Annotated in this window: 24 protein-coding genes, 2 tRNA genes and 1 riboswitch; of the genes, 24 read left to right on the top strand and 2 right to left on the bottom strand. The window is 38.1% G+C overall.

From position 1 onward, the window contains the following. Positions 1–138 precede the first annotated feature (138 nt). The 11 genes from TTE_RS10660 to TTE_RS10610 all read left to right on the top strand — a co-directional run bounded on the left by TTE_RS10660 (position 139) and on the right by TTE_RS10610 (position 9,733). On the top strand, positions 139–1,131 hold the full coding sequence (locus tag TTE_RS10660; RefSeq protein WP_011026295.1) for an ABC transporter ATP-binding protein: 993 nt from the start codon (positions 139–141) through the stop codon (positions 1,129–1,131). Continuing rightward, positions 1,128–1,922 (top strand): ABC transporter permease, encoded by a 795-nt coding sequence (locus TTE_RS10655; RefSeq protein WP_009610713.1) that lies wholly within the window; start codon positions 1,128–1,130, stop codon positions 1,920–1,922. The genes TTE_RS10660 and TTE_RS10655 overlap by 4 nt, the downstream gene beginning before the upstream one ends. A 4-nt stretch (positions 1,923–1,926) precedes the next feature. Then, the gene (locus TTE_RS10650) at positions 1,927–2,688 is read left to right on the top strand and encodes an ABC transporter permease (protein ID WP_009610723.1); all 762 of its coding nucleotides are present in this window, start codon (positions 1,927–1,929) and stop codon (positions 2,686–2,688) included. A gap of 123 nt (positions 2,689–2,811) precedes the next feature. Beyond that, a riboswitch (TPP riboswitch) is annotated at positions 2,812–2,914 on the top strand. A 59-nt stretch (positions 2,915–2,973) separates the two neighbouring features. Further along, positions 2,974–3,765 carry a bifunctional hydroxymethylpyrimidine kinase/phosphomethylpyrimidine kinase gene (thiD, locus tag TTE_RS10645; RefSeq protein ID WP_009610727.1) on the top strand — a complete coding sequence of 264 codons (792 nt, stop codon included), beginning with the start codon at positions 2,974–2,976 and terminating at the stop codon, positions 3,763–3,765. A 19-nt stretch (positions 3,766–3,784) separates the two neighbouring features. Next, positions 3,785–4,546 carry a 3-oxoacyl-ACP reductase gene (locus TTE_RS10640; RefSeq protein WP_041587364.1) on the top strand — a complete coding sequence of 254 codons (762 nt, stop codon included), beginning with the start codon at positions 3,785–3,787 and terminating at the stop codon, positions 4,544–4,546. 26 nt (positions 4,547–4,572) lie between these two features. Continuing rightward, on the top strand, positions 4,573–5,208 hold the full coding sequence (gene thiE / locus TTE_RS10635; RefSeq protein ID WP_041587363.1) for a thiamine phosphate synthase: 636 nt from the start codon (positions 4,573–4,575) through the stop codon (positions 5,206–5,208). Between the two features lies 1 nt (position 5,209). After that, positions 5,210–6,013, top strand: a complete 804-nt coding sequence (gene thiM, locus TTE_RS10630) for a hydroxyethylthiazole kinase (protein WP_011026292.1) — start codon at positions 5,210–5,212, stop codon at positions 6,011–6,013. Positions 6,014–6,120: 107 nt separating this feature from the next. Then, a complete protein-coding gene (locus TTE_RS10625; protein WP_041587362.1) occupies positions 6,121–8,100 on the top strand; it encodes a methyl-accepting chemotaxis protein in 1,980 nt (659 codons plus the stop codon). A gap of 180 nt (positions 8,101–8,280) precedes the next feature. Beyond that, positions 8,281–8,763 carry a ferritin-like domain-containing protein gene (locus TTE_RS10620; RefSeq protein WP_011026290.1) on the top strand — a complete coding sequence of 161 codons (483 nt, stop codon included), beginning with the start codon at positions 8,281–8,283 and terminating at the stop codon, positions 8,761–8,763. Between the two features lie 25 nt (positions 8,764–8,788). Then, entirely contained in the window at positions 8,789–9,172 is a 384-nt protein-coding gene (locus TTE_RS10615; protein ID WP_011026289.1) for a class II SORL domain-containing protein, read from the top strand. A 72-nt stretch (positions 9,173–9,244) separates the two neighbouring features. Further along, positions 9,245–9,733: a ferritin-like domain-containing protein gene (locus TTE_RS10610; RefSeq protein ID WP_011026288.1), complete on the top strand. Its 489-nt coding sequence runs from the start codon at positions 9,245–9,247 to the stop codon at positions 9,731–9,733. Between the two features lie 18 nt (positions 9,734–9,751). Here TTE_RS10610 and TTE_RS10605 read toward each other — a convergent pair whose 3' ends face one another. Beyond that, complete coding sequence (locus tag TTE_RS10605) at positions 9,752–10,528, bottom strand: exodeoxyribonuclease III (protein ID WP_011026287.1); 777 nt, start codon at positions 10,526–10,528, stop codon at positions 9,752–9,754. 146 nt (positions 10,529–10,674) lie between these two features. Between TTE_RS10605 and TTE_RS10600 the strand changes: the two genes are divergently transcribed. The 7 genes from TTE_RS10600 (at position 10,675) to trxB (ending at position 14,372) form a co-directional block, all read left to right on the top strand. Further along, positions 10,675–10,760 (top strand) — tRNA-Tyr (locus TTE_RS10600). Between the two features lie 3 nt (positions 10,761–10,763). After that, positions 10,764–10,839 (top strand) — tRNA-Lys (locus TTE_RS10595). A 109-nt stretch (positions 10,840–10,948) separates the two neighbouring features. Further along, the gene (locus TTE_RS10590; RefSeq protein WP_011026286.1) at positions 10,949–12,469 is read left to right on the top strand and encodes an FAD-dependent thymidylate synthase; all 1,521 of its coding nucleotides are present in this window, start codon (positions 10,949–10,951) and stop codon (positions 12,467–12,469) included. A gap of 17 nt (positions 12,470–12,486) precedes the next feature. Then, on the top strand, positions 12,487–12,801 hold the full coding sequence (locus TTE_RS10585; RefSeq protein WP_011026285.1) for a MazG-like family protein: 315 nt from the start codon (positions 12,487–12,489) through the stop codon (positions 12,799–12,801). A gap of 79 nt (positions 12,802–12,880) precedes the next feature. After that, positions 12,881–13,063, top strand: coding sequence for a spore coat protein (locus tag TTE_RS10580; RefSeq protein ID WP_031314350.1), 183 nt, complete (start codon positions 12,881–12,883; stop codon positions 13,061–13,063). A 15-nt stretch (positions 13,064–13,078) separates the two neighbouring features. Then, positions 13,079–13,354, top strand: coding sequence for a spore coat protein (locus TTE_RS10575; protein WP_011026283.1), 276 nt, complete (start codon positions 13,079–13,081; stop codon positions 13,352–13,354). Positions 13,355–13,454: 100 nt separating this feature from the next. Further along, a complete protein-coding gene (gene trxB / locus TTE_RS10570; RefSeq protein WP_009610631.1) occupies positions 13,455–14,372 on the top strand; it encodes a thioredoxin-disulfide reductase in 918 nt (305 codons plus the stop codon). Positions 14,373–14,390: 18 nt separating this feature from the next. Here trxB and TTE_RS10565 read toward each other — a convergent pair whose 3' ends face one another. After that, complete coding sequence (locus TTE_RS10565; protein ID WP_009610639.1) at positions 14,391–15,365, bottom strand: LysM peptidoglycan-binding domain-containing protein; 975 nt, start codon at positions 15,363–15,365, stop codon at positions 14,391–14,393. A gap of 184 nt (positions 15,366–15,549) precedes the next feature. Between TTE_RS10565 and TTE_RS10560 the strand changes: the two genes are divergently transcribed. The 6 genes from TTE_RS10560 (at position 15,550) to TTE_RS10535 (ending at position 22,853) form a co-directional block, all read left to right on the top strand. Further along, complete coding sequence (locus TTE_RS10560) at positions 15,550–16,917, top strand: DDE-type integrase/transposase/recombinase (protein ID WP_011026282.1); 1,368 nt, start codon at positions 15,550–15,552, stop codon at positions 16,915–16,917. A 320-nt stretch (positions 16,918–17,237) separates the two neighbouring features. Then, positions 17,238–17,915, top strand: a complete 678-nt coding sequence (gene cwlD / locus TTE_RS10555; RefSeq protein ID WP_011026281.1) for an N-acetylmuramoyl-L-alanine amidase CwlD — start codon at positions 17,238–17,240, stop codon at positions 17,913–17,915. Positions 17,916–17,990: 75 nt separating this feature from the next. Beyond that, positions 17,991–18,653, top strand: coding sequence for a pyrophosphatase PpaX (gene ppaX / locus TTE_RS10550; RefSeq protein WP_041587361.1), 663 nt, complete (start codon positions 17,991–17,993; stop codon positions 18,651–18,653). Next, positions 18,637–19,584 carry an AAA family ATPase gene (locus tag TTE_RS10545; RefSeq protein WP_011026280.1) on the top strand — a complete coding sequence of 316 codons (948 nt, stop codon included), beginning with the start codon at positions 18,637–18,639 and terminating at the stop codon, positions 19,582–19,584. The genes ppaX and TTE_RS10545 overlap by 17 nt, the downstream gene beginning before the upstream one ends. Continuing rightward, entirely contained in the window at positions 19,577–20,731 is a 1,155-nt protein-coding gene (locus TTE_RS10540) for a DUF58 domain-containing protein (RefSeq protein ID WP_009610623.1), read from the top strand. The genes TTE_RS10545 and TTE_RS10540 overlap by 8 nt, the downstream gene beginning before the upstream one ends. After that, on the top strand, positions 20,700–22,853 hold the full coding sequence (locus TTE_RS10535) for a transglutaminase TgpA family protein (protein WP_011026279.1): 2,154 nt from the start codon (positions 20,700–20,702) through the stop codon (positions 22,851–22,853). Before TTE_RS10540 ends, TTE_RS10535 begins: the two co-directional genes overlap by 32 nt. Positions 22,854–22,863 lie beyond the last annotated feature (10 nt).

Raw genomic sequence — 22,863 nt, 5'->3', positions numbered from 1 at the left:
CAGTCTATTTTCGGAATTTTTTCTCTACTGCTGAGAAGAAAGTTCAACTTGGTTCATTAAGATTCGACATTTTGTAAAAAGTTATAGCATTGAGATAATATAGCAATAATCCGATTGAACTTTTTAGGAGAGAGGGTCATGAATTCGCAGATAATTGTTAAAAATGTCAGTAAAACTTACAAAGTATACATAAAAGAAAATGAAAATGGCGTGATAAATGCAGTTAAAAGCTTTTTTAAGCGAAGGTACAAGTACATACAAGCAGTAAAGGACATTTCTTTTACTGTAAATCAAGGAGAAATACTTGGACTGATTGGTTTAAACGGTGCGGGGAAAACTACTACTATTAAACTAGTATCTGGAATTATTAAAGCAGATGAAGGTATCATAAGAGTACTGGGAGAAGACCCCTTTTTACGAAGCAAAGATTATAGAAGAAAAGTATCATTAGTCATGGGACAAAAAGGGCAGTTAGATCCTGATTTATCTATTATTGATTCTGTAAAACTTTTTGCCTCCATTTACTCTATTGACAAAAGAGAAGCAATTTCAAGGGCAAAATCAATGGCAGAAGAATTGGGCTTGTCAGAAATAGACCTGCAAAAACAGGTCAGAACCCTGTCTTTAGGACAAAGGATGAAAGGTGAATTGATATTATCTTTTATTCATCTGCCAGTAATTGTTTTTCTTGATGAGCCTACTTTAGGCTTGGATTTTATCACCCAAAGGACAATTAGAAATTACTTAAAAAATTATAAAAAGAAATATAATGCCTCTATAATACTAACAAGCCATTACATAACTGATATTGAAGATTTATGCGACAACATCTATATACTCCACAAAGGTCAAGAGCTATATTATGGAACAATTGAGAAACTGAAAAGTATGATTCCCAACATCAGAAAGGTTAGATTTAACGCAAGCAATTGTGCAGTTGAAAGAATCAGCAAATATTATAAAGTAGAAAAAGCAAGCGAAGAACAAGAATATTTCATCAGATTTAGTCCAGAAGAAACGATAAATGTAATGAGAGTTTTGTCAAATGAAGCTGAAATTTCAAATATAAATTTTCACGATGATACTCTCGATATTATCATAGAGTCATTGTATAAGGGTGCAGAAAAATGAGGACATTGTATGTTTTCATGGGATATTTTGACTACTCAATAAAAAGACTCTTAATGTATAGAATTTACCTTATAGGAGAGCTTTTAAGTTCCCTAATTGTACCAATCCTAATAAACTTCTTTCTCTGGAGGTCTTTAATTGAAAGAAATCCCATAAATTACACTCTGAAAGAAATGATGATTTATATTATCATTTCTAATGCAATACTTCTATTCACAGAAATTCATGCTGAACATGACCTTGAAAAGGATATAAAAACCTACAGATTTGGCCAAAAGCTTTTACTTCCAGTGAATTATCTGACCAGTATTTCATACAGTCACATATCTTCAAGCCTTGCAAAGTTTGCAATTTTATATATGCCAGTAATTATTATGACCTCAATTTGGGCAAAAATTGAAATCCCAGCAAACCGGCTGTTATACCTACCTTTAGCGTTAATTTTGGGTTTTTTATTCAATGCTTTATTTTCCTTTATAATAGGATTGTTATCTTTTTGGCTGACAGAAATATGGGGCATAGCTGCCATCAGAAACTTACTGACAGGTCTTCTTTCAGGTGCCATTTTCCCTTTAGACCTTTTGCCTAGCAAAATTGAATCAATTATGCTAATGACTCCCTTCCCTTATATGACATACATCCCGTCAAAGCTTATATGTGATGCTAATTTTGACATTGAAATAGTAAATAAAGGATTGTTTATTTCGCTAGTCTGGGTGTTAATACTTGGTTTCATTGTTTTTTTACTTATGAAAAATGGATTAAAAAAATACACCTCTCATGGGGCGTGAAAACATGCTAATAGAATCTATAAGATTTTCAATTAAAAAAGCAATTCAATATAGAGCAAATTTGGTAAGCTGGTTTTTGGCAGACTTATCTTTATACACTGCAACATTTTTAGGCTATTACCTGCTTACTCAAAAAATTGACGTTTTTGGTGATTATAATAGAGAAGAAATTCTTTTTTATATAACCTGTTTCTTTTTAGTAAACAACCTATATGCAATTTTCTTTGCAGAAGCTGTTTCTAAGTTTGGACAATCAGTTTTAACAGGGTATTTTGATTTTGATTTACTAAAACCACAGCCTCTCATAAAATACATTGTACTAAAAAACCTAAATTTTCCTGCAGCTCTTTCAACCCCCTTGTTAATATTTCTAAATATATGGTGTATGAAAATATGTGGAATTAAATTGACAATAGCTTATATCATTTCAATTTTCAGTGCTTCTATTTTAATGGGACTTTTATTTTTCATAGTATACAGTTTTACTCTTTTTGGTTTAAGGTCTGAAGCAATTTCAGCGATAGTCTTGCAGCTTTTAACAATGGCAGAAAAACCTGATACGGTTTTCCCAAAAATCTTCCGTAATCTTCTCATATATGCAATTCCCATTTTCTTATTTAGTGCAATTCCTGCAAGGATTGCCCTTGGTAAGAGCAGTATATATGAGAATATATGGTGTTATTCATCTTCCTTATTATATTATTTGGTTTTAAAAATTATCCTTTACCAAGGGCTGAAAAAATACCAGTCGACAGGAGAATTGTGATTAAGATTATAAATTGCGTGACAGATAAAGCCTATAAAATTTGATGCTTTTGAAAATAAATTGGATTGAATTTTTCTAATCTTATGATATAATAGAAGCAAAAGAACTTAAAAAAATTGAATATCAAAGTGCTAGGGGAGCCAGAAATGGCTGAGAGGGGATTCGTTCCCGACCCTTAGAACCTGACCAGGGTAATGCCTGCGAAGGGAAGCACGTTTTACGGAATCTGTAAAAAGTGCTCACCTTTTCAGGTGGGCATATTTTTATTATCTTGGAGGTGAGTATATGAAATTAGCTCTTACAATTGCTGGTTCAGATTCAGGAGGAGGAGCAGGAATCCAGGCAGATTTGAAGACTTTTTCTGCCCACGGAGTATTTGGAATGAGCGTCATTACTTCAATAACAGCTCAGAACACTATGGGAGTTTTAGGAATTGAAGATGTAAGCCCTGACATGGTCTATTTGCAGATGAGAGCAATTTTTGAAGACCTGTATCCGGATGCAGTTAAGATAGGCATGGTATCCAATGAAGAGATTATAAAAACTATCGCAAAGGGCTTAAAAGAATACGGAGTAGAAAAAGTTGTTTTAGACCCAGTCATGATTGCGAAGAGTGGAGACCCTCTTTTAAAACCTGAGGCGATGAAAGCATTAAAGGAGGAGCTGTTGCCATTAAGCCTTGTTGTTACGCCAAATTTGATGGAAGCTAAGGAATTAACAGGAATGGAGATAAAGAACATTTCGGATATGAAGGAAGCTGCAAAGAAAATTTTAAGTTTAGGCGCAAAGGTAGTTTTGGTAAAGGGCGGACATTTAGAAGGAGAAGCGGTGGATGTGTTTTATGATGGAGTAGAATTTTACGAAATTAAAGCGGAGAGAATTAACACTAAAAACACACATGGGACAGGATGCACTTTTTCATCAGCTATAGCAGCAAACTTGGCTTTAGGATATGATTTGTTAGAGGCGGTGAAGAGGGCTAAAAGGTACATCACAGGAGCCATAAAAAATTCTCTTTCTATAGGGCATGGAGTGGGACCCACAAATCATTTCTGGAATGTTGAATTTAAAGAATAGAATAAGGAGGATGTTTGTTGTGGAAATAAGAGAACAGGTAGTTCTTGTTACAGGGTCTAGCCGAGGCTTAGGTGCTGCCATTGCTAAAGCTTTTGCTAGAGAAGGAGCCAGCGTGGTAGTAAATTATTATAAAAGCGAAGAAAAGGCGCAAAAATTGTCAGAGGAGCTGGGAAGAAATTCTGTTGCTATTAGAGCTGATGTAAGAGATTTTAATCAAGTAGCTTCAATGTTTGAAGAAGCAAAGAAGTATTTTGGGAAACCCGTCACTACTATTGTGAACAATGCGCTGATTGACTATGTTTTTGATCCGATGAACAGAAAAACTCCTGAAACAATTGAGTGGGAAGATTATTTAAAACAATTAGAAGGAGCTGTAAAAGGGGCCTTGAACACTATAAAAGCAGGACTTAAAGATATGAAAAAGATGCGCTTTGGCCGAATTATAAATATAGGGACTAATTTGTTTCAGAATCCAGTGGTTCCTTACCACGATTATACCACTGCTAAAGCTGCTCTGATCGGTTTTACACGCAATATGGCAAAAGAATTGGGAGAGTATGGCATCACTGTCAACATGGTAAGCGGAGGGCTTTTAAAAGTTACAGATGCGAGTTCGGCTACCAGCAAAGAGGTTTTTGATTTAATTGAACAGACCACTCCTTTGAAGAAAGTTACTGCTCATGAAGATTTGGCTGATGTAGTGCTGTTTTTTGCTTCACCTTGGGCGAGAGCGGTAACAGGGCAAAATTTGGTTGTAGATGGCGGCCTTGTGATGGATTGAATAAGGGGGTAAAGGTTGTGAAGAGGATAGACTTTACTTTGTATGCTATCACTGACAGGTCCTTTATAAAAGGGATGGACATAGCTGAAGCGGTGGAGATAGCTATTAAAAATGGTGTTACTGTGGTTCAGCTGAGGGAAAAAGATATATCCAGCAGAGAATTCTATGAAATTGCCCTTAAAGTAAAGGAAGTTACAAGAAAATATAATGTTCCTCTAATTATAAATGACAGAGTTGATATAGCCCTGGCTGTAGATGCCGAAGGTGTACATGTAGGGCCTGATGATTTGCCTGTTGGCGTTGTGAGGAGAATATTGGGACCTGACAAAATAGTGGGAGGGTCTGCGTATTCCGTTGAAGAAGCTTTAAAAGCAGAAAAAGAAGGAGCTGACTACATAGGAGCAGGATCCGTATTTGCACAGCCTGTAAAACCTGAAGCAGAGGTCATAGGTATAGAAGGAGTTAGAAAAATAAAAGAAGCTGTAAATATACCTGTGGTAGCCATAGGAGGGGTAAATAAAACTAATGCTTATGAAGTGATTTTGCATTCAGGAGTAGATGGGATATCTGCAATAGCAGGTATTTTTGATGGAGATATTGAGGCTAATACGAAAGATATGTTAAGGGAAATAAGAAGAGCTTTTAAAGAGAGGGGGAAATAATATGGGGAGTGAGGTTTTGAAGCTTTTAAGAGACAAAAAACCTCTTATACATCATATTACAAATGTGGTTACAGTAAATGACTGTGCTAATGTAACTTTGGCTATAGGGGCATTGCCTGTCATGGCATATGCCCCTGAAGAAGTAGAAGAAATGGTGAAAAATGCCAATGCTCTTGTTCTAAATATAGGCACTTTAAGCGTGGAAGAAGTTAATACCATGATAAAAGCAGGTAAAACGGCAAACCAGCACGGCGTACCTGTGATTCTTGACCCGGTTGGAGCCGGAGCAACAAGTTTGAGGACTAAAAGCGCTAAGAGGATTATTGAGGAAGTCAGGGTTAGTGTGATAAAGGGAAATAGCGCAGAAATTTCTACTTTAAGTGGGAGAACAGGAAAAATAAGGGGAGTTGAAGCGGTAGAGGAAGAGGAAGATATATCCGATATTGCTTATGACCTTGCAGTAAAGTGTGGATGTGTCGTTGCAGTATCAGGAAAAGTGGATGTCATAACTGATGGAAAGAAAATTGCCTATGTAAAAAATGGGCATCCTATGATGGGGACAATAACAGGTACAGGGTGCATGCTCACATCAGTGGTGGCGAGCTTTTGTGCAGTGGCTGAGGATTATTTTGATGGAACTTTGGAGGCCTTTGTCGCATTTGGAATTGCAGGAGAGAAGGCGGCGCAAAATCCCAAGGTTGAAGGCCCGGGAAGTTTTAAAGTAGCCTTTTTTGATGAGATATACAATTTAAGTCCTGGAGTTTTGGCATCAGAGAGGAAAATTGACTTGATTGTAAAAGGATGATATAATTTTGTCAGATTATGTCGAAGATTGTTAAAGAGGGGGTGGCAGGTGAGAGGCAGCTAAATTATTACAAAAGACAAAAGCCAGAAGAAGGGGAGGCACTAAAGATGAAAAGCATAAAGACAAAACTTTTACTTTTTATTGTGTTGATGATATCAATTCCTCTTGCTATAAGTGGTTTTTTTGCAACGAGAATTGCAGAATCTGTTCTTAAAGTTAAAATAAACGATTCCAACCAGGCAGCTCTATCTGTTCTGAACAAATATGTGAGTTCTTTTAAAAAAGATACAGAGTCTGTGCTGGACATTTTATCGCAATCTAGTGTCATATCTGATTACGATGAAAAGACTGTTCCTGATGAGGCAGTGCTTAAAAAGCTGGAAGAGGCTAAAAAGGCTATGCCTGATGCGATGAATGTGTATTTTGCTACTCCTTCAAAGAAGATGATTTTATATCCACCACAGGATTTAGGAGATTATGACCCTACGGAAAGGCCTTGGTATAAGGATGCGGTAAATGCCAAGGGAGAACCTGTATGGACCAAACCTTATCAGGACTTTGTGAGCAAAATCCCTGAGATAACAATTGCAAAGGCTGTGTTTGATTCAAGTGGCAACTTAAAAGGAGTAGTGGGGATAGACATAACTTTAGAGCAGCTTTCAAAAAATATTGCCTCAATTAACATAGGGAAAACAGGTTACCTGTACATACTCACAAAAGACGGCACAGTTATAGTTCATCCCAAAAAGGATATGCTTTTTACCTCTATATATAAATACGATTTTGGGAAAAAAATAATAGAGACTGATAACAGCACTGTTTACTACACTTTTAATGGGGCGTACAAATTTGCCAGTGTGAGAAATCTAGAGGCTTTTGGCTGGAAAGCAGCTGTGGCCATGGAGAATGAAGAACTAGTACGAGACATGAACAAGATTACCAATTTCATAATCACAGTAAGCATAGTAATACTTCTAATAGGCATTGTAATTGCATACTTCTTCTCCAACTCCATATCCTTAGGCATAAAGAAAGTAGTAGCTGCTATGGAAGAAGCTTCACAAGGCAATATCACGGTAAGAGCCGATGTAAAGACAAAGGACGAAGTAGGAGTACTTGCAAATAGCTTTAACACAATGTTAGAAGGCATAAAGAAGCTAATATTTGACATAAAGAGCGTATCAGAATCTGTAAACCACTCTGCAGAAAACCTGGCAGTTGCTTCAGAGCAGGCAGCTCAGGCTACACAGGATGTAGCAAAGGCGATTGAAGAAATAGCTCAAGGGGCATCAAGTCAGGCGAAAGAGGCAGAAGAAAGCGCCAATGCAACTGTGGTCTTAGGGCAGCTTATAGATAGCTCTCTCAAAAACGCTGAGGAAATAAACCATGAAGTAGAAAATGTGAACATGGTTTCAAATGAAGGTCTTGTTACGATAAAAGAGCTAATAGAAAAGACAAAGCACACAATACAAGCCAACAACAACGTAAAAGAGGCGACAAATTATCTGTTAGAGAAGTCGGCAGAGATAGAAAAGATAGTGGAGACAATAACAAATATAGCAGACCAGACGAACTTATTGTCTTTAAATGCAGCGATAGAGGCAGCGAGGGCAGGGGAAGCAGGAAGAGGCTTTGCAGTTGTAGCGGATGAAGTTAGGAAATTAGCGGAGCAGTCCTCCCAGGCAGCGAGGAACATAGCGAACTTGATAGCAGAGATACAGTCTACGATAAACAACACCCACAGGACAGTGGAGGATTCGACGAAGTCAATAGAGGAGCAGAGCGAAGTAGTAAATACGACAAAGGACGTATTTGAAGGGATACTAAATGCAGTGAAGTTCATAGTGGAGAAGATAGAGAATTTGACGAAATCTTTGAGGGAGATAGAGGAGCACAAGAACAGGATAGTAGATTCAATACAGAACATAGCGGCAGTATCAGAGGAGGCGGCAGCGTCGGCAGAGGAAGTATCAGCCACATCAGAAGAGCAGTCGGCGATAGTGGAGGAGATGGCTTCTACTGCAAATGAGTTAAAGAGCTATGCCAATACATTGATTGAGGCGATTAAGCAGTTTAAGGTAGAATGAGCGAGGATTTCCCCTCGCTTTTATTTTTTTGATATTTATTATCAATTGATAAAAACATTTCAGTATAAAAAATTTCAAAAGATATTGATTTTCCATTGAACTATGATATAATTAAATCAAGACACTAGCCTGTATAAAAAAGGCTGGTGGAATATTAAAAGTGTATGGGAGGAGAAATTGATGGGTACAAAAGGAAGAGAAATTGTGGGGGGACATGCCGATAAAATCATAGAGATGCTCAATAAGGCATTTGCTGATGAGTGGCTTGCCTATTACCAATACTGGATAGGGGCAAAAATAGCAAGAGGACCTATGGGAGAGGCTGTTGCTGCTGAACTTGCGGAGCATGCGGGAGAAGAGTTGGAACACGCTGAAAAATTAGCTGAACGCATTATTCAGCTAGGAGGAACCCCAATAATAAAGCCCGAAGATTGGTACAAGCTTACCAATTGTGGATATGACGCACCTGACAATCCAGATGTAAAAGTACTGCTGGAGCAGAATATAAAAGGAGAACAGTGCGCGATTGAAGTGTACAACAAAATGCTTTCTGAATTAAAAGACATTGACCCGGTGACATATCATTTGGTCCTCGAGATATTGGAAGATGAAATTGAGCATGAAGAGGACTTGGAGACCTTGAAGGACAGTATGAAATGGTAAAAATTAGAAGGAGGTAGTTCGAGTTATGTGTGCACCGACAGGATTTGGCGCTTTGTATCAGAGCGGCGATTGGAAAGGGGAAAAGCACGTCCCGGTTATACATAGTCCGGAAAAGGTTAAGAAGGGAGAAGCTTTTGAGGTTAAAGTAAATATAGGAGAGGAAATACCTCATCCTAACACTCTGGAGCACCACATAAAGTGGATAAAGGTATATTTCCAAGGTGAAGGCGATAAATTCCCTGTGGAGATAGGAAACTACAATTTTACATCCCACGGAGAATACGGAGTATTTACAGAGCCTGAAGTTACAGTGAAATTTAAAATAGAGAAATCTGGAACGATTTACGCTACAAGCTATTGCAATATTCATGGCTTGTGGGAAAACAGCAAAGAGATAAAGGTAGAATGAAAAAAAGGGCTTTCATCTATACTATATGTAGGTGAAAGCCCCTTTTTTAAAATTTTGAAAGGAGAGTTAAGTATGAACGCTTTGGAATTTGCGATTAAAATGGAAAAAGACGGAGAAAAATTTTACACGGAGCAGGCAGAAAAACACAAAGGAACCCACCTAGAAAAACTTTTTTTAGATTTAGCCAGGGATGAAAAAAAGCATGCTGAAATAATTGAAAAGTGGGCTCAGAAAATGGACTATCAGCTTGAAAGAACGGATATATCAGAAAAGTATAAGAATGTATTTGAAACGGGAAAAGAGTTTAAAAGCGATATAAGGCCTGTTCCTACGCAGCTTGAAGTATATGAGCTGGCTATGAAAAAAGAGATAGAGAGCATAGAGCTTTATGAGAAGATGCTGAAAGATGCAGTGGAAGAAAAAGAGAAAAAACTATTTGAGTTTTTGATAGAAGAAGAGCAAAAGCACAAGGAGCTCTTTGATAACCTAATTGGACATTTAAGAAAAGCAGAACAATGGGTAGAGTCAGCAGAGTTCGGAATAAGAAGAGATGAATATTAAAAAGCCCTTTTCGGGCTTTTATTTTATGAGGTCTTCTTTTACTATAAGAACTACAGGGCAGTGGTCACTTCCCATTACTTCAGAGTGGATTTGAGAGTCTATAAGGTAGTCTTTTAATCTCTCTGATACGATGAAATAGTCGACTCTCCATCCTATGTTTTTTTCCCTGGCATTGTGCATATAAGACCACCAGGTATAAGCGTCCTTTTTGTCAGGATAGAAATATCTGAAAGTATCTATGAAGCCGGAATTTAGTAAAATGGTCATTTTTTCTCTTTCTTCATCTGTAAATCCTGCATTTCGCCTATTTGCAGCAGGATTTTTTATGTCTATCTCCTGATGAGCAACATTGAGGTCTCCACACAAAATTACTGGTTTTACAGAGTCTAACTTAAGAAGATAACTTCGGAAATCCTCTTCCCACTCCATTCTGTAATTAAGCCTTGTGAGTCCTCTCTGGGAATTAGGTGTATAAGCGTTTACCAAAAAGAACTTTTTGTATTCCAGTGTTATTACTCTTCCTTCTTTATCGTGGTGCGGGGTTCCTATGCCGTATGATACGGAAAGAGGCTTATATTTTGTGAATACTGCTGTGCCAGAATAGCCTTTTTTCTCTGCAAAATTCCAGAAGGCATAATACCCATTAAGGTCTAGCCCCTCAATGTCTTTTTGGTTTTCTTGAAGCTTCGTCTCTTGTATGCAGAAGATATCCGCGTCTATCGCCTTAAAGTAATCCATAAAGCCTTTTTGCAGACAAGCTCTTAATCCGTTTACATTCCACGATACGAGTTTCATATGAGTTCCTCCGTTATCATTAAAATGCTATTTACATTATATAATGAAAATGATACAAAAGCAAAATTATGTGCTTTTCCAATAAAAACTATTTACAAATCGGCATCTGTGTGATAAAATAGCTCTGTAGCTGCCAATAAAAATGTGGAGGGATACCCAAGCGGCCAAAGGGGGCAGACTGTAAATCTGCTGGCGTATGCCTTCGATGGTTCAAATCCATCTCCCTCCACCATGGGACCCATTAGCTCAGGAGGTAGAGCACCTGCCTTTTAAGCAGGGTGTCCCGCGTTCGAATCGCGGATGGGTCACCATCTGAAAAAAACAGCTATCAGCAGATAGCTGTTTTTTTATATATTTTTGTGGTACAATTATATAAAGTATGGTTCGCTGTTTTTACAATTTTTGAAAGGAGTTTTTACCATGCAGATGAGGAAGCTGACTCCAGAGGAAGAGAAGCTCCTTCAAAATTTTGTTACCGATGTCTACGGCCCAGTGTACTTCATACATTCTCTTCCAGAATTTATAATCCCACCTATAAATTCAAAGGTGAGCAGAAAAGATACGAGCTGGAGGCTTAACATTCTTGAATCTCTCACAGATGGGGATTTGGATATAACGGAGTACCTGCCTAAACATAGCATTCCCATGGAAAGAGCTATAGAGAAAGCTAGAGAATTTCATGAAAAGTGGGTTGAAAAGTTTGGGCATTCATCAATTGCAGAGCAGCACTTGATGCACCTTTGTGTGGAAGATGTATCCAGACTTTTGTCCGGCGACATTGAACTTATGAACAGAAGACCTGCATTTATAGAATGGAGTCAGAGGTATCAGAAGCCAACAAGAGAGAAAGTAGTTATCCCGCCCGAATTAGAGAAAGAACCTGTCTTAAAGGAAAAGTTTTTAAAAGTTTGGAATGCAACTTACGATGCGTATGAAAAGCTGGTAAAGGTTTTGACAGAATATTTGAGGAGAGCAGAGGAGAAAAAAGAAGGTGAAACTGAAGAAAAATTTTTAAATAGGATAGAAAAGATCGCTTTTGAAGACGCGCGCTATGCATTAATTCTTGCAACTAGGACGAGCTTCGCAGTTGCCTTAAACGCCTTAGACTTGCAGGACATTGTGAGAAAGTTGTTTGCCCATCCTACAGAAGAAGCAAAAGTGCTTGCAAAAAGGATAGTAGAACAAGGGGAGAAGATTGCGCCGAGCACCTTAAGACATCTCACTCCTACTCCTTATCAGATGAAGGTGAGAGAAAGATTAAAGGATATATCAAAAAAAATCCTGGGAGATAAGAGGGCTATTTCTTCTGATGATGTAGTTCTTTTAGATTATACGGGGAAGGGTACGGATTTTTCTCCAGTTGATACAGTTGTCGCTCATATCTTATTTACTTATTCTGGTAAAGAATTTGTGGAAGTAAAAGAAAAAGTAAAAGCAATGAAGGAAGAAGAAAAGGAGAAAGTTATAAAAACTGCGGTAGAAGAGATTGGAGAGTTTGACCATCTGATAGATGCTTTTAAATCGGTAAGGTTTAAATTCCAGCTTAAAATAAGCGAAGCTAACTGGCATCAACTCTTGCGTCACCGGACCATAATATTTGACTGGACAGAGCCGACTGTAGAAAATGGATTTGTCATTCCTCCAAATGTAGTAAAAGCTGGCGCTGAAGATATTTTAATTGGGGCTTTAAAAACCTCGGAAGAGTTATTCTATGAGCTTAAAGAGAAAATGCCTGAAGTGAGCCCTTACGTGGTCACAAATGCTCATAAGAGATTGGTTGTGATGAATGCAGATTTGTGGGCTTTTGACCACTTTGCGAATTTGAGATGTACAAAGGAAGCACAGTGGGACATAAGGGAAACGTCTTTTAAAATGCTTGGACTCATAAGAGAAGTAGCGCCTCAACTGGCCTTTTTTATGGCGAGAAGGAAAAGAGCTTAAAAGATGGAGAGGAGATTATGAAAACGAGTTTTAAGGAAATAAGTTTGCCAAAACTTAATAACCTTACTCCTTCACTGGAGTCCACTGCTTTGAAGTTGATGGAAGAAGCAGGGGAGTTAGCACAGGCCATAGGAAAATTCAGGGGTTTAAATGGGGAAAATGTGACTTTAAGCGAAAGAGAAATAATGGAAAAAATTTCTGAAGAGCTTTTGGATGTAGCGCAAGTGGCTGTGTCTATGATGTTTGTTTTAGAGGAAAAATATAACATAAATATTGAAGAAAAGTTGAAAGCTCATATTGAAAAACTCAAAAGAAAGGGATACATAAAATAAAATGTGCAGGGTTTCCTGCATATTTTTTATTTTTATGCGCATATTAAAATTGAAATTAACAAAAAGGAGGAGAAGGATGATGCAGCTTTCTACAAAAGAGTTACTTTACCTTGATGATATTTTGACAATGCAGCAGAACATGACAAAGACTTTAAATGATTACGCCACTCGCTGTCAGGACCCGCAGCTTAAGGCATTGTGTCAAAATTTAGCGAATAGGTGTCAGAACAATTTTAATTCCTTAATAAGACATTTAAGCTGAAAGGAGAGGATTTTAGTGTACGGCAATCAGCAGGTTACTGATAAAGAGATAATGATGAATATTCTGGGAAGTTATAAGCTAGCTATAGAGATGCTAAGCCACGCAGCAGTAGAAGCTGCCAATGAGAGCATAAGAAGGGAGTATATAAACCTCTTAAATTCAACTTTGGAAGACCAGAGGACAGTCTGGACTGCAGTAAACCAGAGGGGATGGTATCCTGTTAAGGCTGCACAGCCCCAAGATATACAGGAGACCAAAAACAAATTCAAACAGCCTGTCGGGATGATGTAAATAGAGAAAGTTTGTGATATAATTATGGAAGCAGTAGTTTTTACTGCTTCCATAAATTTTATGGCAATTAATTTAGTTCAAAAGGAGGAGTGATTTTATTATGTACGACCTAATAATTTTGGGTGGAGGACCTGCAGGGCTTACAGCCGGACTTTACGCTGCAAGGTCAAGGCTCAAAACAGTGCTTATTGAGAAGACATATCTTGGAGGTCAGATTGTAAATACCTATCAGCTGGAGAATTATCCGGGCTACGAAGAGATTACAGGTGCAGACCTAGTGGCGAAAATGGAGGCTCAGGTGAGAAAGCACGGGCTTGAGATAGTTTTAGAGGATGTAGAAAGCCTTGATATTACAGGAGAGATAAAGAGAGTAAAGACAGCCAACAATAAAGTATATGAGGCGAAGGCTATAATACTTGCAATGGGAGCAACTCCTAGAAAGTTAGGAGTTCCCAATGAGGATAGATTTATAGGGGCAGGTATTTCTTTCTGTGCAACCTGTGATGGTGCTTTTTACAGAGATGCAGTTGTTGCTGTCATAGGAGGAGGAAATACAGCAGTAGAAGATGCTCTTTATCTTACGAAATTTGCTAAAAAAGTCTACATAATTCACAGGAGAGACCAGTTAAGAGCTACCAAGATAGAGCAGGAAAAGGCTTTTGCCAATGAAAAGATAGAATTCATTTGGAATACTGTAGTAGTTGATGTTGAGGGAGAGTATGGAGTAGAGAGAATTAGGCTTAAAAATGTGAAGACAGGGGAAGAGAGTACGTTAAATGTGGATGGAGTATTTGTCGCTATAGGCTATGACCCGAATACAGAGCTTGTAAAGGGAATTGTAGAGTTAGATGAGTATGGGTATATAATCACTGATGATGATATGAAAACCAATATACCAGGAGTTTTTGCTGCAGGAGATATAAGGCACAAGCTTTTAAGACAGGTGATAACAGCTGCAGGAGATGGAGCGACAGCCGCTTACGCTGCAGAAAAGTATATAGAAAGCCTAAAGAAATAGTCAGGAGAAGTCTCCTGACTATTTTTCTTCTTCCTTGTCTTGTGGTTCTTTGTCAGTAATTATTTCCTGAGAGGTGGCAGCCTGCTGTGAAGTAGGGATTATTATTCTCTGGCCGGGGTATATCAGATTTGGGTCTTTTATTTCAGGATTTGCCTTTAATATAGCTTCTACTGTTGTATTAAATTTTTGGGCTATTGTCCACAGGGATTCTCCAGGCTTTACTATATATACTTTTCCGGAAGCAGGTGGTGGTGCTGGAGGTGTGGCAAATAAAAGCGCATTCCAGGTTGTTTCATCAACTATGCCGGTAGGGGGTAGACCTCTGCTTTGCTGATAAGCCTTTACAGCTGCTTCGGTTTTGGGACCAAAGATTCCGTCAATAGGTCCTGGATCAAAGCCAAGAGATTTAAGGCGAGCCTGTAAGTTAACTACAAAAGGTCCTCTATCTCCCAGCCTTAAAGTAGGGTATTCTACTGGAGGCGTCGAAGGGCATGGTATTATGAGAGTCTGCCCTGGGTATATCATACCTGGATTTACGAGGTAGTTAGCTCGGATGAGTTCATCTATGGATATTCCAAATTTCTGCGCTATGCTCCATAAAGTATCACCTGGCTGCACAGTGTAGTATTTCGGACAGGGGCCGGAGGATGGAATAGGTGGTACCGGTGATGGCGGATAGTTCATTGATATTCCGGGAATGAACAATCTTTGGCCTGGGTAGATGTTATAAGGATAGCTCAGATTGTTAATGTATATTATGCTTTCATAGGGCACATTGAATTTTTGAGCAATTGAATACACTGTATCACCTGGTTGTACTGTGTAGTAATTGCCCTGTACTGGTATTATTAGCCTTTGACCTGGATATATCAAAGAGGGATTGATTATGTTATTTCGGGTTATTATGGCATCTACAGAAGTGTTGAACTTTCTTGCAATTGAAAATACAGTATCGCCAGGCTGAACGACGTAAGGTATCTCTATTGTAATCATATTATTACCTCCTTTCCTAGATTCTGTAACGTCAAATTAAAGCCTTAAATTCGCATATCTATAGTCTCTAAAACATTGGAATAAAAATTTTTTCGAGAAAAAGGAGGATTCCCTCCCTTGGTGTCGTAGGTAGTAGTTGTAGCAAAAACAAACACCATCAACCCAAAGGAGGGAATCCTAATTTATGTTTCGACAACTACTACCCGTTTTCCTTCTTACTCATTTATTAAATTTTTTGCTTAAAATTTCTCTATTCGCTCTCAAACAATTTAAAGTAGACATTCAGCCGCCTGTTGACCTCCAACCTTCAGGCTACAAAGTTTTGTCACCTCTAGAGGATCCTCTGCCCCTTGTTGAAAAAGTTGTTGAGAAAAAAGATTACAGGAAAATCCTTGCCGAAGCTGAAGCTCAAGGTAAGCCTATCTCTCATGTTAGACGTATTAAACCCCTTTGTGTTGATGTTGATAACTGCCCTGTTTGCGGTGCCCCTCCTGATTATTTGTACAGTTTTGGTAAAGACCCTGACGGCTTTCAAAAACTACAGTGTAAAGTGTGTAAACATCAATGGGCTCCTGGTAAACCTGCTCCTAAAAAGTCTCGCCCTACTTACCGCTGCCCTTTCTGCGGGTCTGCACTTATTCAGGATAAAACTAGAAAGAATTTTACTGTGTTTAAGTGTCGCAATGATAATTGCCCTAAGTGGCTTAACCACCGTAAAAGATATCGCTTCAGAGCTTTTGATGTTGATTTTGATGAACTCTCTTCTTCTTCTCCAAATGCTGCCCCTGTTAACCTCGCAAAAAGCCATTTTAGCCCATTCTTGATAGCACAAACTGTTAATTTATACGTAGGTCTCGGTCTTTCTTTAAGGCAAACTGTCTCTGCACTACAGCATATATGGCAAGTTCAACTCTCTCATCAGACTATACAAAACTGGGTGGTTTCCTTGGCCTCTAAACTCGCTCCGCTTGTTAAGTCTATCAACCTCCCTTTGTCAGGCCTTGTTGTTATTGATGAGACTTACATAAAGGTCAAAGGTAAGTGGCATTACCTTTTTACTGCCTGTGATGGCTTGAGAGGTTTTATTATCTCACAGCACCTTTCTCCTCATAGGGATGCTTTAGCTGCTTTGACAATCCTTAAAGAGGTCATTGACCGTTACAACAACCGAGAATTCATTTTAGTCACAGATAAAGCGCCTATTTATGATGTGGCAGTCCATTTCGCTTCGGTTTTCTTTGGAGCCAATATCCGTCATCGACCTGTGTTGGGAATCTCTCCTCCACCCGGTGGTGACAGTCATACTTACAGACCGTATAAAAACCGTTTAGAACGCTTATTTGGCTCTTACAAGGCTCATTACAAGCGCCATAAGTCTTTTAGTTCTTTTGAAGGTGCTGTCGCTCATGCATTGCTATATCAGCTGTACTACAATCACTTGAAACCTCATGAGGCTTCCGATGGTAAAGTACTTGCACCCCTCAAAGATAAACGTGGCCACCAAGTGGATAATTGGGTTAAACTGATTCAATGGTTTGTTGAGCTTAATTAAACTTTATAATCTTGACAACTTTTATGTGGTAAGTTAGACTGTATTTGAAATAGTCTAGCTTACCATAGGGTGATATTTGCCTTCTTTGCCCATAAAAGCTTAGATTTTATTTACTTATAGTTTTTCCCTGGGCATCATTTTAAGTTATTGATTTAATAATCACTAATTTCTTTGCTAACTACTACCTACAATTTCTATTTTTTAGGGAATCCTCATGTTCCTACTTGACGCTACCCTAGATTCATAATATGTGAATTTTTTTATTAAGTGACAATAGACTGTTTATAGTGAAACTTTTATGAGAGGAAAGGAGGGGCCATGTGAGATTAAAAAGATGGCTTTTGTTTGGCTTGTTGTTGCTTGTTTCAGTTTTTTCATATAATTGGCAGACAAAAAATCTTTCTGTTTTTACTACATTGCCAATAATGAATAAAATAATTGTAATTGACGCTGGACACGGAGGTTATGACCCGGGAAAACCGGGGAAATACGGAAAGGATGAAGATGAACTGAATTTAGAGATTGCACAAAAATTGAAAGAACTGATTGAACACACAGGGGGCATTGCAGTTATGATAAGAGAAGACGATTCTCTGTCGGATTCTTCCCTCTCAAAAGACCTGAAAAACAGGGTTTTAAAGGCCAATCAGGTGGAGGGGGATGTTTTAATTAGCATACATCAAAATAGCTTTTCCCAGTCGAAATATAAAGGAGCTCAGGTGTTTTACCAGCAAAATTCTGAAAAGGGGAAGTTGCTAGCGGAATTAATTCAAGAAGAACTCAGGAAAACCCTGGATCCAAATAATGACAGGATGGCAAAGAGCTCCAACAGTTATTATATTTTAAGAAATGCTAAGATGCCTGCAGTGATTGTAGAATGCGGATTTATGTCAAATCCTGGAGAAGAAAGGTTGTTAAACGACCCTAATTATCAGTACAAAATAGCGTGGGCTATTTACAAAGGGATCATAGCTTATTTTCAAAAAACTTCCGAATGAGTGTGTTATCCTCTTGTTACTCTTGTCTTTTTTTTGTATACTAAAGAAAAAGGAATATTTAAAAGGAAGGATGTTATGAAGATAACTGCAGTGCTTTTTGACTTAGATGGCACGATAATAGACACAAACCAGCTTATAATAAAATCTTTTGTCTATACTGTAGAAAAGCATTTGGGGTACAAAATTGGGGCTGAGGAGGTAATTCCCTATTTTGGAGAACCTCTGCCTTTGACTTTGCAGAGGTTTAGCAAAGATAAATGGGAAATTATGTTAAAAACTTATAGAGATTACAATGAGAAGTACCACGATAGGTATACTAAAATTAGAGAGGACGTAAAAGAAGTCCTTGCAAGGTTAAAAGAGGAAGGGATAAAAACAGCTGTTGTAACTTCAAAAAGGAGAGAATTAGCAAAAAGGGGTTTGAAGCTTTTTGAGCTAGATAAGTACTTTGACGTACTTGTAGGGCTTGAGGATACAGAAAAGCATAAACCCGAACCTGACCCTGTTTTGAAGGCATTAGAGCTTCTTAAAAGCCCTAGGGAAGAAGCTTTAATGGTAGGAGATAGCCCCTACGACATACTTTCTGCTCGGAGTGCTGGAGTTAGAAGCGTAGCGGTAAAGTGGTCAGTTCTTCCTTTTGAGCTTTTGAAAAAGGAAAAGCCGGATTATTTTATAGAGGACATGTGGCAGCTTTTAAAAATTATTAAAGGATGCGATGAAGATGAGCATGAACAGTAAAGTTGAGAAAATTATAGAAAACATAGAAAAGGTGATAATAGGGAAAAGAGAAGCAGTGGAGCTTGTCATTATAGCTTTGCTGGCAGAAGGGCACGTTTTAATTGAAGATGTGCCGGGGGTTGGGAAAACTTCTCTTGTCAAGGCTCTTGCAAAGTCTATAAATGCAAGCTTTAGGAGGATTCAATTTACTCCTGATTTGGTACCTTCAGACGTAGTGGGAGTGACAGTTTACAATCAGCAAAAAAGGGAATTTGAATTTAAGCCAGGCCCTATAATGAGCAATATAGTCTTAGCAGATGAGATAAACAGGACTTCTCCTAAGACGCAGTCAAGTTTGCTTGAAGCTATGGAGGAAAAGCAGATTACTGTGGATGGAGTCACATATCCTTTGCCGAAACCTTTTATGGTACTGGCTACACAAAATCCGATTGAGTACGAGGGGACTTTTAAGTTGCCGGAGGCCCAGCTTGATAGATTTATGATAAAAATAGAGATAGGCTATCCAAGTGAAGCAGAGGAGCTAGAGATTTTGGCGAATTTTGAAGAAAAAAATCCCTTGGAGGAGCTTAAGCCTGTTGTAAACGCTGAGGAAGTAATAAAAATGCAGGAGGAAGTAAAGAAGGTTTACGTAGAAGACATTGTCAGAAATTATATAGTGAATTTGGTATCGAGCACCAGAAAGAGCAAAGCCATAAGGTTGGGAGCTAGTCCAAGAGCTACTTTGAATCTGATGAGATCAGCTCAGGCAAGAGCTTACTGTCAAGGAAGAGATTATGTACTGCCAGATGATGTAAAAGCTTTAGCGGTTCCAGTGCTATCTCATCGAATCATATTGAGGAATGAGGAAAAGTTTGAAGGGCTTGATGAGAGGATGTTCATAAAAAATATAGTGGATACTACAAAAGTGCCGGTGGTAAGAAGATATGCGTAGTAAATTGATGATTTTTTTCCTTTTGCTTTTGACGCTTACTTTTGCAGTCTTTACTGCAGGTAAAATAATTTTTTTATTGACCTACGAATTTGCTATTTTCATTCTTTTAAATTATCTTTATTTGCGTTATGTTAAAAATTCCCTTGATTTATATATAATAGCTCACGAAGAGAAATTCACTGTAGGAGAAGAGGCGGAATATGAGATAAATCTCATAAATAATAGCTTTTTGCCGGTATTTAATGTAGAAATAAGGGATTACTCTACTGTAAGTGGTAAGTTTGGACTGATGGAGGGCTATTTGGCAAGCTTCAAAAATAAAAAGTTTAAGAAAAAGTTTACACTCCCCAGAAGGGGAATATATTTTGTAGGGCCTTTTGAGTTAAAAATTCAGGACCCTTTTGGAATTTTTACTAGAGTGAAATTTTACGATTTCAAAATAAAATTAAAGGTTTTCCCTAAGGTGAGGGATATAAAGCCTAGTTTAAAGGCGGCCCAACAGCTGGGGATTGTTGAGGCAAAAAACAGAGCCTTTGAAGATTATACCAACATGCTGCAGCTCAGGAAATATGTCCCGGGAGATAGCATTAAAAGAATTCATTGGAAGGTGTCGGCTAAGAAAGGTGAGCTTTACGCTAAAGAGTTTCAGATATCCGCCATGAGTGAGGTTTATTTGCTGTGGGACCTCAATAAAGGCCATTTTTTAGACGATGTAGATGGCAAGCTGGATGAGGAATGTGCTGAATGCATGGTTTCTGTAGCTAAATACTGCCTTCTTGCTGGAATTCCCGTGAATTTGCTTGATTATCCTTCAGGGCAAGTTCAGGTGAGAGGGCGGACTATAAGGGATTTTGGAGCTTTTATGGAAGCGAGTATTAAGAATTTTCCTGTCTACGATAAGGGCATATTAGATTTTGAAGGATTAGATGTGGTTATCCCTAAGGATGCAACTCTTGTCTTAATAACGCCCTATCTTGACAGCTTTGTTTTAAATAAGTTACATGAACTTCAAGATACAGGAGTAGAAGTGCTCATTTACTATGTAAATGATTATGGAAAAATTAAGGACAAGATTGATAAGATAAGAGTAGGAATGGTATTTTGGAGGCATAAAAATGGGGAGAAGGTTAAAGGAAGTTTTGTATGAATATTCCATTAATATAGCTTTGTCTTTAGTCGTGGTTTTTTCAGCTCTTGAGGGGTTTAAATTTCATTTTCCTTGGTTTTATGTCTTTCTGCTGACAGCAGTTTCTACGATCTTTTTCCTTTTTTTGTTAAAAAGGCCTTTGCTCATAGTCCTTTTGCTGATTATAATTCTTATAGGAGATTTTGCCCTCTTTTTCGGTTATAGGGATATTTTGGTGAGTATATTTCTTTACATTGAAGGTTTTGTCAAATGGATAAACGCATACATGAATTACGCGCCTTCTTCACCTGCTTTTAGCGCCCTTACAGAGAAGTACAAAGTCTTTACATTATTTGTAACTGTAGGAATTGTGACTTTTTTAATAAGCGCGATGAATGGTTTGATGAGAAGCTGGTTTTTAACGTTGCTTTCAGGTATGATATTTTTTGTAGTTCAATGGTACAACTATGTGGATAAAGCCTATTTTTACTTGATGGTTTATGTGCTCCTTTGCTTTACTGACATAGGGGTTAAAAATTATTTCAGGAAAAACGGCTTGAGGGGTCCTCTTTCTGCTTTTTTGGCTATTGTGATGCTTTTCTCTTCCATAAGCGCTTTTGGCGCTGAACTTATGCCAAAGGCCTTTAGCCCTTTGAAATGGGATAGATTAGAAAACTGGTTTTACGATACTTTTCCGTTTACAAGGGAATGGAGGAATGGGGAGGGAAAACCCAAAGGGACTCCTGCAGAAGATGTTTTTGTGTCTTTTGCAAGTGACTTAGGGGGAGCCGCAAAAGTTTCAAACTCTGTAGTGATGGAAGTGGAGACAAAAGAAAGCACTTATTTGAGGGGGATGGTGTATGACCAGTATGTCACCTCTCCTTCAGGGAAAAGCAGATGGACAAATTATGTTCAGCAGTATCGCTATGAGAATGTAGGTGGTGTGATTCCAGTTACTTTTAGCAGGAATGTCAAGTACCAAATAAAGAGTCTAAAAATTATTCCTGTAAATATCAAATCGGACATTCTGTTTTCTCCATGGCAACCTTATAAATTGAGCGACAGTTTTTACTATGAAGAAGAAAATCTTAATTTAAAGGCAAAAACTTCCCATGCCACAGGAGAGCCTTACTTTGTAATATATTTGACTCCATCGATAGATTTAAAAGACTTAAAAGAAAAAGGAAGTACGAGTTTGAGTGAGGAAGAAAGGAAAAGATATCTTTCTTATCCTTCTAATCTTCCTGAAAGAGTGAAAGAACTGGCTTATTCCCTCACGAAGGATAAGCAAAATCAGTACGATAAAGTAAAGGCGGTAGAAGAGTATTTGAGGAAATTTCCATATTCTCTCGATGTTCCCCCTACGCCGCCAGGCAGAGACTTTGTGGATTATTTTCTCTTTGACCTCAAAAAAGGCTACTGCACTCACTACGCTACGGCTATGGCTGTTATGCTGAGAACCGTAGGAATTCCTACAAGATATGTAGTAGGGTTTAAACTGCCGCCTGCTCCAGATAAAAATGGGAAATATATAGTGACAACAGCAGATGCGCATGCGTGGGTAGAAGTCTATTTTGATGACTACGGATGGGTTACTTTTGAGCCAACGCCTCATTATCCTTCTATCGAATTTCCTATCTTTTTATCCTCTACATCTTCTGATTTGCCTAAAGAGGATATTTTGCCTGACAACAGAAGGGAAGAGGACTTTAAAAATATTGAGGAAGGGATGAGCCAGAGCGAGAAGGTGACAGGTAGTGAAAATGCACCAGTAGATAAAAAGAAAGAGATTAAATTGATAGAAGTTTTAGGGGCTTTTCTATTGATAATGGCATCTAGTATATTTGCATTGTACTTTAAAAAGAAAAAAACTCTGGATAAGGACGAAAAGTATCTCGTTATATATTACTATGACAAAATAGTAAGAAAGCTTTCTAAAAGAGGATTCACAATGAGGGATTCGGAGACGACTTTGGAGTATCAGGAGCGCGTTGCAAAAGAAGGGTATAAAGATTTTGAGCAAATTACCAGAATATACAATAAAACCGTGTACGGTTCTAAGAGACCGAGTTTAGAAGAAATAAAAAGAATGAAGGAGTTTTTTGACAGTTTAAAGAAGGAACATAGTGTAAAATTATCGTAGGATTTTTAAA

Origin of the sequence: Caldanaerobacter subterraneus subsp. tengcongensis MB4, from assembly GCF_000007085.1 — a bacterium.
In the GTDB taxonomy this organism is placed as follows: Bacteria; Bacillota; Thermoanaerobacteria; order Thermoanaerobacterales; family Thermoanaerobacteraceae; genus Thermoanaerobacter; species Thermoanaerobacter subterraneus.
The sequence above is the reverse complement of the archived record's forward strand: the minus strand, read 5'-3'. Positions and strand labels throughout refer to the sequence as shown.